This window comes from Formosa sp. S-31 (assembly GCF_051172795.1).
Lineage (GTDB): Bacteria > Bacteroidota > Bacteroidia > Flavobacteriales > Flavobacteriaceae > Formosa.
Window position 1 is genome coordinate 87,035 of the sequence record NZ_JAENDK010000006.1, and the last position, 20,808, is coordinate 107,842.

Sequence of the window (20,808 nt, forward strand, 5' to 3'; positions counted from 1 at the left end):
GCAGATTTTGAATCTACAAAAACTTTTTTTGACTTTTTTAAATTATTTCGGCCACAACAAAAGTGCTGCCACCAACGTAAATAAAATCGTTTTGAGAAGCGTTTTTCAACGCCTCATTATACGCCTCATTTACAGAACCATAAGATTCCCCTTGAAATCCGCTAGCATTACATACAGTTTTTAACGCCACGGCATCCAATCCTCTTGGAACATCCGGTTTACAAAAATAATACATGGCATTTTTAGGTAAAAGTGGTAAAATGGTAGTAATATCTTTATCGTTTACCACACCAAAAACCATATGCAGTTGCTCAAACTCTTCCTGTTTTAACTGCTGCATCACTTCTGTTAAACCTTCAGTATTGTGTGCTGTATCGCAAACCACCTTCGGACATTGATTTAACACCTGCCAACGCCCTTTTAAACCAGTATTCCCTACAACCTGCATTAATCCTGATGCAATAGTCTTATCAGAAATGTTATATCCCAGCAAACGAAGCTCCTTTACAGTCTGTAAAACAGTCCTGATATTTTTCTTCTGATAGGAACCAATCATATCACTTGGCAAGGCTTCTTTAATCTGCTGATCGGCAAAACTTATTTTAGCATCATTTTTTTCTGCTAAATCTTTAAAAACCGATTCGGTTTCTGTCTGCGTTTCTCCTATAACCACAGGAATTCCAGGTTTTATAATACCTCCCTTTTCGGCCGCTATAGCTTCTAAAGTTGTACCTAAAAACTGCGTATGGTCTAAACCAATATTGGTAATTACAGAAACTTCAGGTGTTATAATATTCGTAGAGTCCAGACGTCCTCCCAACCCCACTTCAATAACAGCAATATCGACTGCCTCATTCCTGAAATATTCGAAAGCCATCCCTACAGTCATTTCAAAAAAAGAAAGGGAATTACTTTCGAAAAAGCCCTTATGCCCTTCTATAAATTTTACAACGAACTCTTGAGAAACTTCTTTTCCGTTTATTTTAATACGTTCTCTGAAATCTTTTAAATGGGGTGATGTATACAAGCCAACCTTATAACCCGCTTCCTGAAGTACAGAAGCCAGCATATGACTGGTAGAGCCCTTTCCATTTGTCCCAGCTACATGAATACTTTTAAATCCCTGTTCAGGATGATTCAAATAAGCGGCAAGTTTAATGGTGTTTGACAAATCTTTTTTAAAGGCCGATTGCCCCTGGCGCTGATACATGGGAAGTTGGGTAAACATCCATTGTAAAGTCTCCTGATATGTCATAATTATTGCCCTAAACTAAAATCGATACTCACAAAACCAATTTGTCTGGCCGGTGCATTGGGATCCGGACGCCATTTATGAGACATGGCAATCTTTTTGGCGGGCTCTAACAAACACGAACTATTATTCTCTGTTCCTTTTACTCCCGGAACCGCCTTAATAACTTGTCCCTGTCTATTCACTTCTATTTGAACGACCACCAAACCAGATTCATTACAATCCTGCTTAATAGTATTAAAAGTTGCTTTTCCACGTCCGTTTAAACCATAACCAACACCACCACTACCGGAACCTGCGCCGCCGAAATAGCTTGCTGCGTAAGGATTCCCGTCTAACTGCCCTTTATCTCCTACAGTATTATCATCGCCTTCACTACCTTTGGCCGTACCATCCGATTTACTCACACCTCCTATTAAAGCGTCCAGTTTTTTCTTCTTTTCAGCCTTTTCCCGTTGTTCTTTAGCAATACGTTCGGCCTCTGCCTTAGCTTTGGCTTCCGCTTCGGCCTTGGCTTTATTCTCGGCGTCGCGCTTCGCTTTGGCTTCTGCGTCCTTCTGTTTTTTAATAGCAATTTCCTCGCTATTATCATCGGTAAGCACTTGTTCTTTGGGCTGAGCTGCCTGGGCTGCAACCGGCTCAACCTTTTCAGGTTCAACGACCTCATCAGGCACTTTATTCACCTTTACAGGCTCTGATTTAATAGGCTCATTTGGCTGTTTATTTCCACTACCAAAATCGGTAGATCCAAAATTAACAGCCACGCCATATTCCTCCGGAGGATCCATATATGGTGGCCCCACAACAAACAATAACAATAATAAAATGACGGCTATAAGAAAGGTTAATTTCGCCGAATTCCGTTCGTGTTTTGTTTGTAAATATTTCATAGTCTTAATTTGGTCTTACCGCCAAAATAACTTTAAACTTATTTCTATTTGCAATATCCATCACTTTAACCACATGCTCTACAGGTACAGACTCTTCTGCACGTAAAACAATAGTCGGCTTAGACTCTTTAGCCAATCGCGTTTTAAGTTCGTGTTCCAAAACACTTTCTCCAACGCGCTTTTGATCGATATAATAAGTCAGGTCTTTCTTTATACTTACCGCTATAGTCTGCTTGTTTTCGGTTTTCCCACTGGCTTTTGGCAACAACACATCAATTGCATTAGTAGTTACCAGTGTAGAAGCCAGCATAAAAAAGATAAGCAGAAGGAAAACAATATCCGTCATAGACGACATATTGAATTCCGGCGTCACTTTATTTCTTCCTCTGATCTTCATATTAAACAGGCTCGTTTAAGTGATCTAAAAATTCTAACGAATTAGATTCCATTTGATACACTACTTTGTCTGTTTTAACTACCAGATGGTTATAGGTCATATAAGCCACGATACCAACAATAAGTCCGGCAACCGTAGTCGTCATAGCAGTATAAAGTCCATCGGCAAGTAATTTAATATCAATTTGTCCACCAGAATTAGCGATTTCGAAAATAGATAAAATCATACCTATTACAGTCCCCAGGAAACCAATCATTGGAGCAGCACCCGAAATTGTCGCCAGAATACTAACATTCTTTTCCAAACCGTAAACTTCAAGACGGCCAGCATTTTCTATAGCCGTATTAATATCTTCCAAAGGTTTCCCTATACGCGTAATTCCTTTTGCAATTAATCGAGATACCGGAGAATTAACCTGAGCACATAACATTTGTGCGGAATCAATTTTACCATGACTTACATGGTCTTTTATCTGATTCATGAAATTACTATCAATCTGAGATGCAGCTTTAATGGCAAACAAGCGTTCAAAATAAATATAAACGGCTGCAATTAATAACAGGAATAAAATTCCGATAATAACCTGACCGGCTACACCTCCACTGCTGATTAATTCGATAATGGAAAGCGTCTTTTTTACCGGCTCGTCGGTAACAACTTCTAAACCTTCAGAAGTATCTTGAAATAGGGCAAATAACATAGGTTTTTAATTGATTTACTGATTAAACAATATAACGTTAATTTTTTAGGTTAAGTATAACAATATTAAAATAAGGTTCGGGTTACCATAAATGCAGCAGATCCTACCAGGAATCCTACTAAAGCCAACCACGAGATTTTCTTTAAATACCAGAAAAAGTCTATTTTTTCCATCCCCATAGCAACTACACCAGCTGCAGAACCAATGATTAACATACTACCTCCCGTTCCTGCAGAATAGGCTATAAAATGCCACAACTCATTATCCATAGGCTCTGAGAACATTCCTAAACTCGCTGCTACCAAAGGTACATTATCAATTACCGCAGATCCAACACCCAGTAATAAAATCACTAAATCGGAAACGCCTTCTTCTCCTAATTCGGTTCCTAATCGTGGCATGGTTCCTTTTAAAGAAGATGCCAAATCGAATAAAATACCTAAAGACTCTAAAGCGGCTACAGCCATTAAAATCCCTAAGAAAAATAAGATACTTGGTAACTCAATTTTAGACAGGGACTCATGTACCGGACTGTGATGCCCGTGTGTATCATTATCTTCAGTTTCAATATCTGAAATCGAAAACTTAGATGATGTATAAACTTCAGCAAAAACAGCTACAACCCCAAGTGCTAACATCATACCTACATACGGAGGTAAATGGGTTACACTTTTAAAAATAGGCACAGAAACGATTCCTGCTAAACCTAAATACAACATTCTGGCACCATATTTACTTTTAGATTTTTCTTCATCTTCATCCGAAGACTCTAAATCACCTTTAAATGCCGGCATAAAAGACGCTATTAAAGATGGCACAAACATACATAAGAACGATGGAGCTAATAAATACCCAATTAAGTGTCCTGTAGTAACTTTTTTACCAATCCATAACATGGTTGTAGTTACGTCTCCAATTGGAGACCAGGCTCCACCAGCGTTGGCAGCGATAATAATAAGCCCCGCGTACCACATACGCACATCGCGATCTTTTACAATTTTTTGAAGTATGGAAATTAATACAATAGTGGCTGTTAAGTTATCGATTATAGCAGATAGTATAAACGCTAAGAAACTGAACACCCATAATATTTTACGCTTGCTTTTCGTCTTTACAAAACTTTTAATTGTTGAAAATCCATCAAAATAATCGATAATTTCTACAATAGTCATAGCTCCTAAAAGGAATACTAAAATTTCGGCTGTTTTCCCTAAATGATGTAACAGGGTTTCTTCCATAAGGTGCAGCTTCTCTTCGTGTGCCAGACCTCCAAACGTTTCTAAAAGGGCATGCTGACCAGAATCGAACCACTGCGTAAAACTATCTAACCCTAAAGCTATAGCGGCCCAGCAAATAGCCATCATTACCAATGCCGGGATAAGTTTATCAATTTTTAAAGTGTGCTCTAAAGTAATGGCCAGATAACCCACCACGAACACTAAAATAATTACAAGTTCCATGTGTTTTTAATTAAATAAGTTGATTTAGTGCAATTTGAAATGCAGTATTACTAATATGTGTTTTAGATTGATTCTTTTCGTAAATATTAAGCAATGCTTTTTTAATTACATCTGAGGTATCATTGAAAATAGCGTCGTCGGTCATTTGTACGCGGCGTTCCATAAAATAGGCAAACACCCTGGCCATACCGCAATTGGAGATAAAATCAGGAATTAAACTAATCTGATTATCGGTGTACTCCATAATTGGCCCAAAAAATATTTCTTTATCTGCAAACGGCACGTTGGCACCGCAGGTAATAAGTTCCAGTCCATTACCAATCATGCTGTCTATCTGGTCTTTCGTTACCAATCTGGATGCAGCACAAGGCGCGAACACTTCGGTTTTAAGTGCCCAAATCGTTTTATTTATTTCATCAAAAGGAATAAGATCTTTACTTTGTAAGGTATTCCCCTTTTTAGCAAGATAAAGTGAAGTAATATCTTCAAAAGAGAATCCGGATTCATTAATTAACCCTCCTGCACTGTCGATAAGTCCAACCACTTTAGCACCCATTTGTGCGAAGTAAAACGCAGCTGCAGCACCAACATTACCAAAGCCCTGAACCACTACGCGTTTACCTTTGATACTTTCGTTATGTATATCGTAAAAATGTTTAGCCGCAACAGCTACGCCGTAACCTGTAATCATATCGGCTACAGTATATTTTTTTCTAATATCGGGAGAATATTTTGGGTCTTCAAGTACTTTTATAACCCCGTGTCTAAGCTGACCTATTCTGTTAATTTTATCGGCTTCGGTGGGTTTAAAATGACCATTGAATACGCCTTCCTGAGGATGCCACACCCCACTTTCTTCTGTAATAGGAATAACTTCGTGAATTTCATCTACATTTAAATCTCCTCCTGTACCGTAGTAACTTTTCAATAACGGAGATACAGCCTTGTACCAGCGCTCTAAAACGCCCTTTTTTCGAGGGTCACTCGGATCGAAATTGATCCCTGATTTTGCACCACCAATAGCAGGTCCTGATACGGTAAATTTTATTTCCATCGTTTTCGCTAACGATAAAACTTCATTCATATCCAGGCCTTTTCTCATACGAGTTCCGCCACCTGCTGCACCACCTCTAAGCGAATTAATTACCGTCCATCCTTCTGCTTCCGTCTCTGGGTCTTTCCAGTTAAACACTATTTCCGGCTGCTTATTTTCGTACTTCTGAAGTAGTTCTTTCATCTAGGTTTTTAAATTGAATCAACAAATATAAAAAACTAAAAATCCCTTGAAATTAAATTCTTAATTATTTTTAGGCCTGTAAACATATCCTGACGAATGATCTTTACGTGCGCCGGTTACACTCATTAAACAATTCACTTCACCACGTAAACGTAAGATTCCCAGCAAACCAAAAATTAGCGCTTCCTTAAATTCTACAATATTGGCATCAGGAATTTCCACGGTACATCCTGACAAGGCTTTAATACGTTCTATTAAAAATTTGTTGTATGCACCACCTCCGGTAACCAGCATTGTTGTCGCTTTGGTGTGCGGCACTACCTTAGATATTTGCACAGCCACATGCTCTACAACAGTTCGCAACACATCTGCTGTTTCTAAATTAAATGTATCTATTAAAGGAAAAACATGTCCCATCACCCACTCCAATCCTAAGGATTTCGGATAAGTTTCTCCGTAGAATTCCAGTGCATTTAACTGCTCCAACAACTCTTGCTGAATTTGTCCTTTTTGCGCCAGTTTACCATCACGATCGAAAGACACACCTAAAGGCTTTACATAATGATTTAATACAATATTAACCGGACAGATATCGAAAGCAACCCGCTTACCATACAATTCAGTAGACACATTTGCAAAACCTCCAAGATTTAAACAGTAGTTGTAATCAGAAAACAGCAATGCGTCCCCGATAGGCACCAAAGGCGCCCCTTGTCCGCCCAGAGCTACATCATCGACTCTGAAATCGCAAACCACAGTTTCATTAATTAAAGTCGCTAATTGTGGCAGATTACCGATTTGCAGGGTTAAACCATTTTCGGGATCATGAAGCGCCGTGTGCCCATGCGAACACACGGCATCGATAGATTTTATATTGTGTTTCGTTATAAACTCCTGGATTACACCAGCTAAATACACCGTATATTCTTCGTTTATCTTTTCTAAATCAGATTTTGATCGGCCTACCAGATGCTGTAAAACATCTAACCAGGCTTTATTATAAGGTTGTGTTTCTGCATAAACAATATCAAAATCCCAACCGGAAGACTTTGTAAATGAAGCGTATACCAAATCAATTCCGTCCAAAGAAGTTCCCGACATTACTCCTACTACCCTATATTCATTTTTTAGCATATTATATTATTTTTACACATACTATTGAATATTTAATAATTTACACCTATATTTGGTATCATTTTTTAAAAATTCAACAATTACTTTTTACAATTATGGATTTTAATCTAACAGAAGAACATATTATGATTCGCGACGCGGCTCGCGATTTTGCACAAACCGAATTACTTCCAGGTGTTATAGAACGCGATAATAAACAAGAATTCCCAAAAGAACAAATAAAAAAAATGGGAGAGCTTGGTTTTCTTGGCATGATGGTAGACCCCAAATACGGAGGAAGTGGATTAGATACCATCTCATATGTACTGGCCATGGAAGAAATCTCTAAAATCGATGCCTCTGCCTCTGTGGTAATGTCTGTTAATAATTCTTTGGTATGCTGGGGACTTGAGCACTATGGAAATGAAGAGCAAAAACAAAAATACCTAACTAAATTAGCTTCAGGCGAATCTCTAGGGGCTTTTTGTTTAAGTGAACCGGAAGCAGGTAGTGATGCTACTTCTCAAAAAACCACAGCTATAGAAAAAGACGACCACTACCTTTTAAACGGTACTAAAAACTGGATTACCAATGGTAGAACAGCCGATTTTTATATCGTAATCGCGCAAACCCATATCGACAAAAAACATAAAGGTATTAACGCTTTTATTGTAGAAAAAGGCTGGAAAGGATTTGACGTAGGCCCTAAAGAGGATAAATTAGGCATTCGCGGAAGCGACACGCATTCCTTACAGTTTAACGATGTAAAAGTCCCTAAGGAAAACCGGATTGGAGAAGACGGGTTCGGGTTTAAATTCGCCATGAAATCTTTAGCAGGAGGAAGAATAGGCATAGCTTCTCAGGCCTTAGGTATAGCATCTGGAGCCTACGAACTGGCTTTAAAATATTCTAAAGAACGTAAAGCTTTTGGTACCGAAATATGCAACCATCAAGCTATTGCTTTTAAACTTGCCGATATGGCTACACAAATAGAAGCCGCACGTCATTTATGTATGAAAGCTGCCTGGGATAAAGACCAGCAAAATGATTACACGATGTCTGGCGCTATGGCTAAACTATATGCCTCGCAGGTTGCCATGGACACCACAGTAGAAGCAGTACAAATACATGGGGGTAATGGTTTCGTTAAAGAATACCACGTAGAGCGTTTAATGCGCGATGCAAAAATCACTCAAATTTACGAGGGCACCTCAGAAATTCAAAAAATTGTTATCTCCCGAGGCCTTATAGACAAGTAACACACACAAACATCTCTATATTTTAAAAGTCTAACTCTAAATTGGTTAGACTTTTTTATACCTTAAGGTTTTAATATTTAATCCGACTTAACTAAAAAACATAATGAAAACGTCTCTACCTCCTGTTTTACTTGCATTAATCCTGTTCATTATTTGCAGCTGCGAACACAAAGCACAAACCAACCCTAAACAGGACGCCGTAATGCATGCCACGCCTGTTGAAGTTCCTGTAACTAACAACGAAGCCCGCGCTTATTTTGCCAGTGGCTGCTTTTGGTGTGTAGAACCCATTTATGAAAGTGTTATTGGTGTGAAAGAAGTAATTTCCGGCTATTCTGGAGGACATACCGAAAACCCGAGTTATGAAGACAGCAACACCGGACAAACTGGTCATGCAGAAACCATAGAAGTTATTTACAATCCTAATATAGTTGATTTTGCCACTTTAGTGGATGTTTATTTTGGTTCTCAGGATCCGACACAAGTAAACGGACAAGGCCCTGATCGTGGCTCGCAATACCGTTCTATTATTTTTTATCAGAACGATTTACAACGTAGTATAGCCGAAGCAAAAAAAGCTGTATTATCTAAGAAACTAGGAAAGCCGGTTGCTGCAGAAATTTACCCATTCCAAAAATTCTGGAAAGCCGAAGACTACCACCAGGACTATAAAAAACGCAACCCGAACAATCCCTATATAAAAAATATTTCAAACCCGAGATACGATAAATTTAAAACGCAATTTCACGAAATCCTTAAAGATAGTGCAAATTAAAGCTATCAAATTTGAAATTTTAATACTCCTTTAACATCTACCCCCTGAAAGTCAACCGTATATACTATATTAAAATATTCCGCGTTATGCGTCTATATATATGATGAACGCTTCAGCTGCAACACAACTGAAGCGTTTTTGTTTTTATAATCTCATGTTAATAGATATTCCTACCTTCCTTTGTTGATTTTAAATTTATATTTTTGTTAGGAACGCTAAAAAATCTAACAACATTGTCTAACTACCAAGCAGGTCTCGAATTTGCAGTAATTCAGGACCAAAACGATCCACTGGCAACATTCCGCGAGCAATTTCATATCCCTAAGGATAAAGACGGTAAACCACTTATTTATCTTACAGGAAACTCTTTGGGTTTACAACCAAAATCTACAAAGCACTATATTAATCAGGAACTTGAAGACTGGGCTAATTTAGGTGTAGATGGCCATACTCACGCTAAAAACCCCTGGTTACCATATCATGAATTTTTAACCGAAACCATGGCAGAAATCGTAGGAGCCAAACCTATAGAAGTTGTAGTTATGAATACACTTACAGCCAATCTGCATTTTATGATGGCGTCCTTCTATAAGCCAACCAAAACCCGGTATAAAATTTTAATTGAAGCCGATGCCTTTCCTTCAGACAAATATGCCGTTGAATCTCAATTGCGACATCATGGTTTCGACGACAAAGAGGGGCTTATATTATGGAAAGCACCTGAAGGGCAAGAACTTCTTAATTATGAAGATTTAGATTCTATACTTAAAACACAGGGCCACGAAATAGCATTAATATTACTTGGCGGGATTAATTATTATACCGGCCAGTTTCTAGATTTAAAACGCATTACCAATGTCGGGCACCAACACGGTTGTATAGTAGGTTTCGACTGTGCACATGGCGCAGGAAATGTAAAACTAAATTTACACGATAGCGGTGCCGATTTTGCTGTATGGTGTACCTATAAATATTTAAATTCGGGTCCGGGAAGTCTCGCCGGATGCTTTGTTCACGAACGGCATGCATACAACAAAAAACTAAACCGATTTACTGGTTGGTGGAGTCATAATAAACAAACTCGTTTTAATATGCGTCACGAATTTGATGTACTTCCAGGCGCAGAAGGCTGGCAACTAAGCAACCCTCCTATTTTATCTATGGCTGCTATTAAAGCTTCACTGGATATTTTTAAGGCGGCAGGCATGGAAGCGCTGACTGAAAAATCGAAAAAATTAACAGGCTATTTTGAATTTTTATTAGAGCAGCTAAACAATAAAAACATCAAAATTATCACGCCTAAAAACCCTGAAGAACGTGGCTGCCAATTATCCATTCAGGTTAAAAATGCCAACAAAGCTTTATTCGACAAATTAACGCAGGCCGGAGTTATAAGCGACTGGAGAGAGCCCGATGTTATTCGCTGTGCTCCGGTCCCACTCTACAATTCTTTTCAGGATGTGTATTATATGGTAGAAAAACTTAAAGCCTTACTGAATGACTAAGCAGAATCACATAATCATTATAGGAGCAGGATTGTGTGGCTCTTTATTAGCATTACGTCTTGGACAACGCGGTTATAAAGTAACAATGTATGAAAAGCGGCCCGATTTAAGAACGACCGACATTAGTGCAGGACGATCTATAAACCTGGCGTTTTCTAACCGAGGAATTAAAGCCATTAACCTGGTTGGACTTCAGGAAGTAGTAAAAAAACTATGCATCCCCATGAAAGGACGTATGCTACACGATAAAGAAGGTAACACCGTTTTTTCTGCGTATAGCGGCAAAGAAAATGAATATATTAATTCCGTTTCTCGAACAGATTTAAATGCCTTATTACTGGATGAAGCCGAAAAACTACCCAACGTCACCATTTATTTCAATCATAAATGTAAGTCGGTCGATTTTGAAAACAACATTGTTCACCTCTATCACTACGACACTAAATCGGATATCTCGGTTTCTGCCGATGTTATCTTTGGCACAGACGGTGCTGGTTCTGCTCTAAGAAAAAGTTATTATCTGGGTAAAAAATTCCTGTTCAGTTTTTCTCAAAACTACCTCAGCCACGGCTATAAAGAATTAACCATTCCAGCAACAGAAACCGGAGATTTCAAAGCATTTAAAAATGCACTTCACATCTGGGGAAGAGATGCTTTTATGCTTATTGCCCTTCCAAATCTGGATGGCAGTTTTACAGTGACTTTATTTTTAAGTTATGATGAAGGCGACTATAATTTTAACAATTTAACGACTAAGGAACGGGTTTTAGAATTTTTCAACACGTATTTTAAAGATGCGCTGGAACTCATGCCCAATCTGGCTAACGATTTCTTCGACAATCCAACCTCACCTTTAGGCACTGTAAAATGTTCACCCTGGCACTATAAAGGCAATACGTTATTAATGGGAGATGCTGCCCACGCTATTGTGCCGTTTTACGGACAAGGCATGAATGCTTCTTTTGAAGACGTAACCGTTCTCGATCAGGTTTTAAATGAAAATCACGTATCTTGGGAAGCTATTTTCAAAGCTTTTGAAAAGCAGCGTAAACAAAATACAGATGCCATTGCTGATCTGGCAATAGATAACTTTCACGAAATGAAAGGTCATGTAAACAATCCGGTTTTTCGGGAAAAACGTCATATAGAAATGGCATTGGAAAAGCAATTCCCTAACGACTATGCCTCTAAATATTCCCTGGTTACGTTTAACGAAAACATAGGATATTATGAAGCCATGACCCGGGGGCGCGCTCAGGACAAGGCCCTTTTAAACATGCTTACCGGCAAAGAGATAACTACAGAAGACGATTTAAACAGTATCTTGAAAAAGGTAAAAACCGAAACACAACATATTTTAAACGAAGACCGAATTGCCAAAACACTTCAATAACAAAATGTAATATTATGAGTTCAGGAAAAGTAATAGCAGGTAAAGCCACACCTCGCGGCGCCTATCCCCACATAAAACGTGTTGGCGATTTTATATTTGTATCGGGAACAAGCTCTCGACGTGCAGACAATAGTTTTGAAGGCGTGGATATCATTGACAACATGGGAACTAAACGACTGGATATTTACAAGCAAACCAAAGCGGTAATAGAAAATATCCAATCCATTTTAGCTGTCGAAAATGCTACTTTAGAAGATGTAGTAGACGTCACTACCTTTCTGGTAAATATGAATGACTTTGCAGGATACAATATTGCATACGGCGAATTTTTCAGTAAGGAAAATGGCCCTACCCGCACCACAGTGGCTGTTCATCAGTTACCTCATCCCGATCTTGTGGTAGAGATAAAGGTCATGGCTTATAAAAAACAAGACTAAAATTTAAATAACGAAATACAATTATCATGTTAACCATTCAAAATTTTATAAACGGTGACTTTGTAGACCCAATTTCCGATGAATGGATTGACAATTACTGTCCGGCGAACGGATTTGTTTACGGAAAAATACCGGATTCAAATAAAAACGATGTCCAGAATGCTTATTTAGCCGCCAGCAAAGCCTTCTCGACCTGGTCTAAAACTACACTGGAAGAACGCAGCAATATCCTCTTAAAAATTTCAGAATTACTGGAAGCTAATTTAGAACACTTTGCCAAAGCAGAAAGTAAAGACAACGGAAAACCTGTAAAACTTGCAGCTAGTATAGATATACCGCGTGCTGCAAGTAATTTTCGTTTTTTCGCTCATGCCATCACGCAATTTTCCAGCGAAAGCCACGACAGCATTGGTTTCAATGCTACAAATTACACTTTACGGCAACCGCTTGGTGTGGTAGGTTGCATTTCGCCCTGGAATTTACCTTTATATTTATTTACATGGAAAATTGCACCAGCTATTGCTGCAGGCAATTGCGTTGTTGCTAAACCAAGCGAGATTACTCCGGTAACAGCATATCTATTGGGAGATATCTGTAATGCAGCCGGACTTCCAAAAGGGGTTTTAAATATCATACATGGTAAAGGAGAATCAACTGGTCAAGCCATAATAGAACATCCCGAAATTAAAGCTATCTCGTTTACAGGCGGCACCTCAACAGGGGCTCATATTGCCAGAACGGCAGCTCCGATGTTTAAGAAACTATCTCTGGAACTGGGTGGCAAAAATCCGAATATCATTTTTGCCGATTGCGACTACGACGATATGTTAAATACAACTGTGCGGTCGTCATTTTCCAATCAGGGGCAAATTTGTCTTTGCGGCAGTCGCATATATGTAGAAGCCAAAATTTATGAACAATTTAAAACTGATTTCATAGCTAAAGTTAAAGCCTTGAAAGTAGGCCCTCCAAATTTAGACGATACAGATATTGGCGCCTTAGTTTCTAAACCGCATATGGAAAAGGTACTCCAGTATATAAACATCGCCAAACAGGAAAATGGCACTGTTCTATGTGGTGGCAATCAGGTGAAACCTGAAAATCACGAACAAGGTTACTATTTAGAGCCAACCGTAATTGAAGTCTCTTCCAACCTTTGTCGGGTAAATCAGGAAGAAATCTTTGGACCTGTAGTAACAGTCATGTCTTTTGAAACAGAAACGGAAGCCTTACAATTAGCCAACGCAGTAAAATATGGACTTTCAGCTACGCTATGGACTAACAACCTAAAGCGCTGCATGCGTTTTAGCCAGGAATTACAAACCGGAATTGTTTGGGTAAATACCTGGATGATACGCGACTTACGCACACCCTTTGGAGGAGCAAAAGCCTCTGGTGTTGGTCGGGAAGGTGGATTTGAAGCCCTGCGCTTTTTTACAGAACCTAAAAATGTATGTATAAAATATTAATACTATAAATGGATTTAAACCTAAACAATAAATACGCTTTAGTATGTGGCAGCACAGCCGGCATAGGAAAAGCTACCGCTATACTACTCGCTAAGGAAGGAGCTAAAGTCACTTTAATAGCAAGGAATGAAACTAAATTAAAACAAACCTTGGCCGAGCTGCCTTCAGCCCAAAATCACGATTATATTGTGGCTGATTTTTCCAATCCGGAACTCTTAAAAACCAAGATTTCAGATTATATCAACAACAACCACGGTTTTCACATTTTAATTAACAATACCGGAGGGCCTAAAAGCGGCCCTGTTTTTTCTGCAAATCTGGAAGAATTTGAAAGTGCATTTACCAATCATTTAAAATGTAACCATATCCTTACTCAGACTCTAGGGCCTTTTATGAAAACCGAGCATTACGGAAGAATTATTAATGTTATTTCGACTTCGGTGAAACAACCTTTAGACGGTCTGGGAGTTAGTAATACCATCCGTGGCGCAGTAGCCAGTTGGAGCAAGACCCTAGCTAACGAATTAGGACCGTTTGGAATTACTGTAAACAATGTGTTACCCGGAGCGACCGCAACCGACAGACTTGCTGACATAATTAAAAATAAAGCTAATAGCACTGAAGCTAATGAAGACCAAATCGCCACGGCCATGAAAAATTCCATTCCCGCCAGACGATTCGCGCAACCCGAAGAGACAGCTGCTGCCATAACCTTTTTAGCCAGTGACCGCGCCGCCTATATAAATGGAATAAACCTGCCGGTAGATGGTGGACGCACCAAATGTTTGTAAAATGAAAACTTTAGCCGCTATTGTTATAATACTCTGCAGTTCGAATTTGTTTGCTCAGCTGCAGATTAAAAATTACACCAATGCAGATTTGAGCGAGCAACAAACTGTAGAACAGGTTGTAAACTGGATTCAGTACGACCAGCACGAAAATATTTATCCGCATATTATAAGACCCGATGTAGTAGATAAAGCCTATTTAAATATTGAATCGGGATACCTGAACAAAACGTATCCTAAAAACGATATCACATCGCAGAGTACAACTCAGGTAAAAGACGAGACTACCATAGTCTGGTATGAGCGCAATATTTTTAAAGAACGTAAAAAAGGCTTGAAACAAGTCTATCAGATTTATGTTGCTATAGATATGAGTAAACCAAATTTCGAAATTCTTGATTTATTCTTAAGAAAAGGCAAACAAATAAAGCATAGAACATATCAGTAAAATTGAGTTTTTACGTAACTTTAAGTCAATAACAAACCAATACTAATAACGCGTAAGGGACTGTCGCGGCATCCTTTTTTATTTGCTTTAGCTATAAAAAAGATACAGCAAAAGGCCCGGCCATTTTTACAAAAAAATGGATACGCAAAAAAACCATTACTTATGAGCAACCTAGTCTCTCCTTTAAATTTTAAAGCCTGGATTGAAGAACACAGACATTTATTAAAACCTCCAGTAGGCAATAAAGTAGTCTGGAAAGACGGCGATTTTATTGTTATGGTAGTTGGCGGCCCAAATAACCGAAAAGATTATCATTATAATGAAACTCCCGAATTTTTCTATCAGGTGGAAGGTGATATTGTTCTAAAAATTATAGATAATGGAGCACCTAAAGATGTACACATTAAAGAAGGAGACATTTATTTACTCCCTCCAAAAGTACCTCACTCTCCTCAGCGTGGAGCAAATACTGTAGGTCTTGTTATTGAATACAAACGTCCGGAAGGAATGAAAGACGCCTTAGTATGGTTTTGCGAAAACTGTACTACAAAATTATACGAAGAAGATTTTACCGTAAAAAACATAGAAACAGATATGCCTAAAATTTTCGACAAATATTACAGCGATGAGGCCAAGCGTACCTGCCCGAACTGTGGTACTGTAATGCAAGCACCAAAACCTGTTAAAATTAAGCACTAAGCCACCTACAAATGACACGAAAACTTCGTATAAACGGGCATTCTCACCTATTGCCGTACCCGGAAGAAATTCCGCAGTTTATGAAAGACAAAGGTATTTTCTGGGTAGACAAGGATAGAAAATTCATGCTACAAAAGGACTGGAGCAGACCCGTAACCGATTCCAGTTTTTTTCTAGATGAAAAATTAGCCTGGATGGAACGCTATAAATTAGACCATGCTGTGGTTTTAAATTTATCACAGTTATATGGTAACGGACTGCGCGTTGAGGAAATGAAAAAGGCATTGCGGTTTCAAAACGATTTTAACGCAAGAATCCAGCACGATCATCCCAATAAATTCACTTGCGGATTTGTTGTACATCCCGGATTTGTTCGTGGTGCATTATGGGAGATTGAACGCTGCGTAGAAGAATTAGGACTTCAGTTATTATGTTTGCCAACACACTATATGGATACCATAGGCACCTGGCGATGCATTTTTGATGAAGAAAACGAACCTATTTTTGAACTGGCAAGCCAGTACAACCTTGCTGTTGAAATTCACCCTTACGACGGCGAGAAATTTATAAAACTGGAAAACACCTCGTGGCGCTTTCACTTAATCTGGATGTTGGCTCAATGTGCCGATGCCTACCATTTTTTAACATTAAATGGCTATCAGGAAAAATTTCCAAATATGAGAACCTGTTTTGCCCATGGTGGACAATTGGCACAAATTAATTTAGGCAGACGAATACAGGGATTTGATGGCAGACCCGATTTATTTGAAGGCAAACATCACCCGAGAAAAGCCGTTGGCCATAAAAACATATTCTTCGACACTTTAGTTCACGATACAGGCTCTTTAAAACTATTAGTAGAAAACCAGGGCGCAAAACAGGTTATCATGGGCCTGGACGACCCTTACCCACTTGGTGAAATGGAAAGCATAAAACAGTCGTCTTATCCCGGAAAAATATTAGATTTGGCCATTGAACGTGAAATCATAACACCAGCTGAATACGATGCCATTTGGCAAGACAATGTAATTCGCTGGTTGTGTGGCGATGATGAAAACGCAAAACAAAAGTTAATAAACAGAATTTTAGGCTAATGCACTTTATTCCGGAAGAATTGGACAACTATGTGGTAAAACACAGCGAAGACGAACCTGAGTTATTACAAAAATTAACCCGGGAAACCTACCAAAAAATACTACAGCCACGCATGTTAAGTGGTCATTATCAGGGCCGCATTTTAAGCATGTTATCTAAGTTGATACGCCCTAAAACCATACTTGAAATAGGCACATACACCGGATATTCTGCCTTATGCCTTGCCGAAGGTCTTCAAAAAGACGGCGTTTTACACACCATTGATATAAATGAGGAACTTTACGATTTTCAACGTAAATATTTTGATGCTTCAGAATACGGACATCAAATTAAACAGCATCTAGGTCCTGCGTTAAATATTATTCCTACGCTTGACACTACATTTGATTTAATTTTTATGGATGCCGATAAAGATAATTACATCAACTATTTTCATCAGATAATAGACAAATTAAACCCTGGCGGTATTATTTTATCGGATAATGTTTTGTGGAGTGGAAAAGTTATCGAGCCATTAAATCCGAAAGACGAGACCACTAAAATAGTATTGGAATACAATACACTTTTAAAAGAAGACGACCGCATAGAAACCGTTTTACTCTCCATTCGAGATGGTCTTACAATAAGTCGTAAAAAATAAATTTTACATATTTCGTCTTACAGACCCGGTAAATTCTTCTAAATCGTCTTTAACCTGATTCAGTTCTTTCTGGACATCTTTAGCAACAGAAGTATCTAAACCGGAATTATTTGCGCTTTTGGTGATTTCACTTTTAAGGTCGTTAGTCGCATTTTTAATCTGACTAATGCCCTTACCTAAACCACGCGCTATTTCCGGCACTTTATCGGCACCAAATACCATAACTACTATAAATAGTACAAATATAATTTCGGCGCTGCTAATGAATAAAAACATAGAATCTAAATATAACAAGACAAATATACTAAGTGTTTAGTTACAAAAAACAAAAAGCCGACTATAAAAGTCGGCTTTAACACTATTTTTAAGAGTTCCTTAGTTAGATTGCTCTTTAAATTTATCGAACTCACTTTGCTGAACCTGTTTTGGCCATGAGTTGTTAGAGGTATCAATATCTGCTGTTTCCATATTAGGATCTACTGTTATAGCAACAATTTCCTTATCTGAAGCTACAGACTTACTTACTTCCTTATCGTTTAATCTCCAGATTTGTGCCGGATATGTTTCTGTTTTCGAAGTACCATCGGCATATTTATATTCCACAATGATAGGCATAACCAGTCCTCCCGGTTTTTCGAAAGTAACGTTATAGAAATACTTTGGCTCTTTTAAGGTTTTACGCTCTTCTTCGGTAAAGTTATCCATCATATACTCTTTTAAAGTAGGCGAATTCTCTACAGCATTTCCGTTTTTCAATTTCTCGTTGTATTCTTCCGTACCTTCTTCAACCATATAAACTAAAGGAGGTAAATCGCTAACTTTCATTCCGTATTGCTTAGCTAAATCTTTAGTATACTGGTTAATTTCTGAAGACACATAATACTTTTTAACCTCTTTAACTCCCATATCTACATAGTCTGTAGTATAGAACCAACCTCTCCAATACCAGTCTAAATCGAAGGCAGAAGCATCTTCCATAGTTCTGAAGAAATCTTCTGGAGTCGGGTGTTTAAACATCCAACGGTGGGTATACTCTTTAAAAGCATAATCAAATAACTCCTCTCCCATTACAGTTTCTCTTAAAATATTTAAAGCTGTAGCTGGTTTGCCGTATGCATTTGCTCCAAAATTATAAGTATTTAAACCTTTAGTCATGATAGGTGCAATGTGATCCTGATCGCCTGACATGTAAGGAATAATTTTTGGTGCTGGTCCGCGTCTTGACGGATATGCCGTTTGTCCTGCAGATAACACATCTGGATGTGCCTTACCAAAATCCTGCTCTGCAATGTATTGTAAAAACGTATTTAAACCTTCATCCATCCAGGTCCACTGACGCTCATCACTATTCACAATCATTGGGAAAAAGTTATGACCAACCTCGTGAATAATTACACTTACCATTCCGAATTTTACACGATCGCTGTAAGTTCCGTCTTTTTCAGGACGACCGTAATTCCAGCAAATCATAGGATATTCCATACCCTGATTTTTCGCATGTACAGAAATAGCTTTATGATAAGGGTAGTCGAAAGTCATACGAGAATACGATGTTAAAGTTCCGGCAACCGCTTTAGTAGACCACTCTTCCCATAACGGGTTTCCTTCTTTAGGATAAAGTGATACTGCCATTACATCTTTATTTCCGATTTTAACAGCCATCATGTCCCAGATGAATTTTCTTGACGTAGCAAAACCGAAATCACGTACATTCTCTGCGTACATTTTCCAGGTCTTTGTGTCTTTGCTAAACGATTTTTCTGCAGCTTCAGCCTCTTCCTGAGTCACAATTACTACCGGTTTGTCGTAAGATTTTTTAGCTTTCTCGTAACGCTTCATCATTTCTTTAGAGAAAATCTCTTTTCTGTTGGTAAGTTTTCCTGTACCATCTAAGATATGATCTGCAGGCACAGTAATATTTACTTCGAAGTTTCCGAATGGTAAAGCAAACTCATCACGTCCCCAGAACTGAGAATTTTGCCAACCTTCCACATCGTTGTAAACGGCCATTCTTGGATAAAACTGAGCTATAACATAAGCTCTGTTACCGTCTTCAGGAAAATATTCATATCCTGAACGCCCTCTTCCGTTTACGTGGTCATTAATATTGTACCACCATTTTATAGAGAAAGAATATTTATCTCCAGGTTTTAATGGTTGCGGTAACTCCACACGCATCATAGTTCTGTTAATAGTATGCGCTAACGGTTTTCCACTGGTATCGGTAACCGCCATGATATTGAATCCACCATCAAATGGTTCTTGCATATAAGACGACACAAATTGAGCTGGTTGTTGCGCTGGCGTTACTCCTCCTCCTTGTATTAAAGGCGTTTTAGAGTCTTTAGCACGCATATTCTGATCTAACTGTACCCAAAGGTATTTTAATACATCCGGAGAATTGTTAGAATAGGTAATGGTTTCGAAACCTGATATTTTAGCATCTTTATCATCTAAAGTGATGTCCATTTTATAATCGGCCTGCTGTTGATAGTAAGCAGAACCAGGTGCTCCAGACGCTGTTCTGTACATGTTTGGGGTTGCAAACTCATCGTACAACTGTTTAAATTTGTTGTTGTTTATGTGCCCTGGTTTTCGCTCCGGTTGTGGTTGTTCCTGAGCCATTGTACCGACCGAAACAAAAACAGCCGATAGGAAAAGATACTTCAGTTTTTTCATAGTAATGTTGTTAGTAAATATAATAAGGGTTGAAAATTAAACTTTTTTCACAGCTATATTCAGATTTAATCAAAATTTAACACTCCTTTATCATTTTGATACGTTAGCATTAGACTTTTCTTGGTGTTATTTATATTCAGTCTAATCATATTCTGCTGTTCCTGATATAAATCCATTAACACCTGATTGGTAATTTCTATAGTGTCCACAGTAGCTACATTGGTAATTTCTATATAACAGATTGCTATATCGTCGTCGTATTCCTTTCCTAAAACATTTAAATTTACCGGCGCACCGTTAATTTTTATTTGAATTTTCTCTTTAAGATATTTTTTAAGGTAAAAATCGACCTGAGGATTTTCATCCTTAACAGCCAGTGTGATGCTTTTGTCGAAACGTGTACGTATAAGTTTTTCTAAATCGTCTATAAAAATGCGGCTTATAATCTGAACAGATTTTTGTTTAGGCACAAATTCTATTTCGGTAATGCTTACGTAATATTTATGCGCCGTTGTAAATGCCACAAGTGGCAATACGAACGTAAGAAGAATAATTTTAAGGGATTTCATAAA

21 protein-coding genes are annotated in these 20,808 nt (G+C 38.3%); 11 read left to right on the top strand and 10 right to left on the bottom strand.

Annotated elements, in window-relative coordinates:
- Positions 1-37: 37 nt before the first annotated feature.
- The 7 genes from I3217_RS07940 to I3217_RS07970 form a co-directional block, all read right to left on the bottom strand.
- Positions 38-1,255: a bifunctional folylpolyglutamate synthase/dihydrofolate synthase gene (locus tag I3217_RS07940; protein WP_435049222.1), complete on the bottom strand. Its 1,218-nt coding sequence runs from the start codon at positions 1,253-1,255 to the stop codon at positions 38-40.
- Between the two features lie 2 nt (positions 1,256-1,257).
- On the bottom strand, positions 1,258-2,142 hold the full coding sequence (locus tag I3217_RS07945) for an energy transducer TonB (protein WP_435049223.1): 885 nt from the start codon (positions 2,140-2,142) through the stop codon (positions 1,258-1,260).
- Between the two features lie 4 nt (positions 2,143-2,146).
- Positions 2,147-2,539, bottom strand: coding sequence for an ExbD/TolR family protein (locus I3217_RS07950; protein WP_435049224.1), 393 nt, complete (start codon positions 2,537-2,539; stop codon positions 2,147-2,149).
- 1 nt (position 2,540) lies between these two features.
- Positions 2,541-3,239, bottom strand: a complete 699-nt coding sequence (locus I3217_RS07955) for a MotA/TolQ/ExbB proton channel family protein (RefSeq protein ID WP_435049225.1) — start codon at positions 3,237-3,239, stop codon at positions 2,541-2,543.
- A gap of 65 nt (positions 3,240-3,304) precedes the next feature.
- Entirely contained in the window at positions 3,305-4,699 is a 1,395-nt protein-coding gene (nhaD, locus tag I3217_RS07960) for a sodium:proton antiporter NhaD (RefSeq protein ID WP_435049226.1), read from the bottom strand.
- A gap of 10 nt (positions 4,700-4,709) precedes the next feature.
- Entirely contained in the window at positions 4,710-5,936 is a 1,227-nt protein-coding gene (locus tag I3217_RS07965) for a Glu/Leu/Phe/Val dehydrogenase dimerization domain-containing protein (protein ID WP_435049227.1), read from the bottom strand.
- 60 nt (positions 5,937-5,996) lie between these two features.
- Complete coding sequence (locus I3217_RS07970) at positions 5,997-7,070, bottom strand: anhydro-N-acetylmuramic acid kinase (RefSeq protein ID WP_435049228.1); 1,074 nt, start codon at positions 7,068-7,070, stop codon at positions 5,997-5,999.
- 95 nt (positions 7,071-7,165) lie between these two features.
- Here I3217_RS07970 and I3217_RS07975 point away from each other — a divergent pair, with 95 nt between their 5' ends.
- From I3217_RS07975 to I3217_RS08025, 11 genes are all read left to right on the top strand, one after another.
- The gene (locus I3217_RS07975; protein ID WP_435049229.1) at positions 7,166-8,308 is read left to right on the top strand and encodes an acyl-CoA dehydrogenase; all 1,143 of its coding nucleotides are present in this window, start codon (positions 7,166-7,168) and stop codon (positions 8,306-8,308) included.
- Between the two features lie 103 nt (positions 8,309-8,411).
- Positions 8,412-9,083 carry a peptide-methionine (S)-S-oxide reductase MsrA gene (msrA, locus tag I3217_RS07980; protein ID WP_435049230.1) on the top strand — a complete coding sequence of 224 codons (672 nt, stop codon included), beginning with the start codon at positions 8,412-8,414 and terminating at the stop codon, positions 9,081-9,083.
- A gap of 233 nt (positions 9,084-9,316) precedes the next feature.
- Entirely contained in the window at positions 9,317-10,588 is a 1,272-nt protein-coding gene (gene kynU, locus I3217_RS07985; protein ID WP_435049231.1) for a kynureninase, read from the top strand.
- Positions 10,581-11,981, top strand: coding sequence for an FAD-dependent oxidoreductase (locus I3217_RS07990; RefSeq protein WP_435049232.1), 1,401 nt, complete (start codon positions 10,581-10,583; stop codon positions 11,979-11,981). Before kynU ends, I3217_RS07990 begins: the two co-directional genes overlap by 8 nt.
- 14 nt (positions 11,982-11,995) lie before the next feature.
- On the top strand, positions 11,996-12,418 hold the full coding sequence (locus tag I3217_RS07995) for a RidA family protein (protein ID WP_435049233.1): 423 nt from the start codon (positions 11,996-11,998) through the stop codon (positions 12,416-12,418).
- 26 nt (positions 12,419-12,444) lie between these two features.
- Positions 12,445-13,887: an aldehyde dehydrogenase gene (locus I3217_RS08000; protein WP_435049234.1), complete on the top strand. Its 1,443-nt coding sequence runs from the start codon at positions 12,445-12,447 to the stop codon at positions 13,885-13,887.
- 8 nt (positions 13,888-13,895) lie between these two features.
- Entirely contained in the window at positions 13,896-14,678 is a 783-nt protein-coding gene (locus I3217_RS08005; RefSeq protein ID WP_435049235.1) for an SDR family oxidoreductase, read from the top strand.
- A 1-nt stretch (position 14,679) separates the two neighbouring features.
- Positions 14,680-15,123 (top strand): hypothetical protein, encoded by a 444-nt coding sequence (locus I3217_RS08010; RefSeq protein ID WP_435049236.1) that lies wholly within the window; start codon positions 14,680-14,682, stop codon positions 15,121-15,123.
- Between the two features lie 162 nt (positions 15,124-15,285).
- Positions 15,286-15,822, top strand: coding sequence for a 3-hydroxyanthranilate 3,4-dioxygenase (locus tag I3217_RS08015; RefSeq protein WP_435049237.1), 537 nt, complete (start codon positions 15,286-15,288; stop codon positions 15,820-15,822).
- An 11-nt stretch (positions 15,823-15,833) separates the two neighbouring features.
- Positions 15,834-16,916, top strand: a complete 1,083-nt coding sequence (locus I3217_RS08020; RefSeq protein ID WP_435049238.1) for an amidohydrolase family protein — start codon at positions 15,834-15,836, stop codon at positions 16,914-16,916.
- The gene (locus I3217_RS08025) at positions 16,916-17,557 is read left to right on the top strand and encodes an O-methyltransferase (protein ID WP_435049239.1); all 642 of its coding nucleotides are present in this window, start codon (positions 16,916-16,918) and stop codon (positions 17,555-17,557) included. Before I3217_RS08020 ends, I3217_RS08025 begins: the two co-directional genes overlap by 1 nt.
- Before the next feature lie 3 nt (positions 17,558-17,560).
- Here the strand turns inward: I3217_RS08025 and I3217_RS08030 are convergent, their stop codons facing one another.
- The 3 genes from I3217_RS08030 to I3217_RS08040 form a co-directional block, all read right to left on the bottom strand.
- Entirely contained in the window at positions 17,561-17,833 is a 273-nt protein-coding gene (locus I3217_RS08030; protein WP_435049240.1) for a Sec-independent protein translocase subunit TatA/TatB, read from the bottom strand.
- A 99-nt stretch (positions 17,834-17,932) separates the two neighbouring features.
- Entirely contained in the window at positions 17,933-20,236 is a 2,304-nt protein-coding gene (locus I3217_RS08035; RefSeq protein ID WP_435049241.1) for a M1 family metallopeptidase, read from the bottom strand.
- A gap of 65 nt (positions 20,237-20,301) precedes the next feature.
- Positions 20,302-20,805 (bottom strand): DUF6702 family protein, encoded by a 504-nt coding sequence (locus I3217_RS08040; protein WP_435049242.1) that lies wholly within the window; start codon positions 20,803-20,805, stop codon positions 20,302-20,304.
- Positions 20,806-20,808 lie beyond the last annotated feature (3 nt).

Bases quoted from the DNA above. Each gene is read 5' to 3' on its own strand.
- I3217_RS07940 (WP_435049222.1), bottom strand. From the start codon at position 1,255: ATGACATATCAGGAGACTTTACAATGGATGTTTACCCAACTTCCCATG.
- I3217_RS07945 (WP_435049223.1), bottom strand. From the start codon at position 2,142: ATGAAATATTTACAAACAAAACACGAACGGAATTCGGCGAAATTAACC.
- I3217_RS07950 (WP_435049224.1), bottom strand. From the start codon at position 2,539: ATGAAGATCAGAGGAAGAAATAAAGTGACGCCGGAATTCAATATGTCG.
- I3217_RS07955 (WP_435049225.1), bottom strand. From the start codon at position 3,239: ATGTTATTTGCCCTATTTCAAGATACTTCTGAAGGTTTAGAAGTTGTT.
- nhaD (WP_435049226.1), bottom strand. From the start codon at position 4,699: ATGGAACTTGTAATTATTTTAGTGTTCGTGGTGGGTTATCTGGCCATT.
- I3217_RS07965 (WP_435049227.1), bottom strand. From the start codon at position 5,936: ATGAAAGAACTACTTCAGAAGTACGAAAATAAGCAGCCGGAAATAGTG.
- I3217_RS07970 (WP_435049228.1), bottom strand. From the start codon at position 7,070: ATGCTAAAAAATGAATATAGGGTAGTAGGAGTAATGTCGGGAACTTCT.
- I3217_RS07975 (WP_435049229.1), top strand. From the start codon at position 7,166: ATGGATTTTAATCTAACAGAAGAACATATTATGATTCGCGACGCGGCT.
- msrA (WP_435049230.1), top strand. From the start codon at position 8,412: ATGAAAACGTCTCTACCTCCTGTTTTACTTGCATTAATCCTGTTCATT.
- I3217_RS07990 (WP_435049232.1), top strand. From the start codon at position 10,581: ATGACTAAGCAGAATCACATAATCATTATAGGAGCAGGATTGTGTGGC.
- I3217_RS07995 (WP_435049233.1), top strand. From the start codon at position 11,996: ATGAGTTCAGGAAAAGTAATAGCAGGTAAAGCCACACCTCGCGGCGCC.
- I3217_RS08000 (WP_435049234.1), top strand. From the start codon at position 12,445: ATGTTAACCATTCAAAATTTTATAAACGGTGACTTTGTAGACCCAATT.
- I3217_RS08005 (WP_435049235.1), top strand. From the start codon at position 13,896: ATGGATTTAAACCTAAACAATAAATACGCTTTAGTATGTGGCAGCACA.
- I3217_RS08010 (WP_435049236.1), top strand. From the start codon at position 14,680: ATGAAAACTTTAGCCGCTATTGTTATAATACTCTGCAGTTCGAATTTG.
- I3217_RS08015 (WP_435049237.1), top strand. From the start codon at position 15,286: ATGAGCAACCTAGTCTCTCCTTTAAATTTTAAAGCCTGGATTGAAGAA.
- I3217_RS08020 (WP_435049238.1), top strand. From the start codon at position 15,834: ATGACACGAAAACTTCGTATAAACGGGCATTCTCACCTATTGCCGTAC.
- I3217_RS08025 (WP_435049239.1), top strand. From the start codon at position 16,916: ATGCACTTTATTCCGGAAGAATTGGACAACTATGTGGTAAAACACAGC.
- I3217_RS08030 (WP_435049240.1), bottom strand. From the start codon at position 17,833: ATGTTTTTATTCATTAGCAGCGCCGAAATTATATTTGTACTATTTATA.
- I3217_RS08035 (WP_435049241.1), bottom strand. From the start codon at position 20,236: ATGAAAAAACTGAAGTATCTTTTCCTATCGGCTGTTTTTGTTTCGGTC.
- I3217_RS08040 (WP_435049242.1), bottom strand. From the start codon at position 20,805: ATGAAATCCCTTAAAATTATTCTTCTTACGTTCGTATTGCCACTTGTG.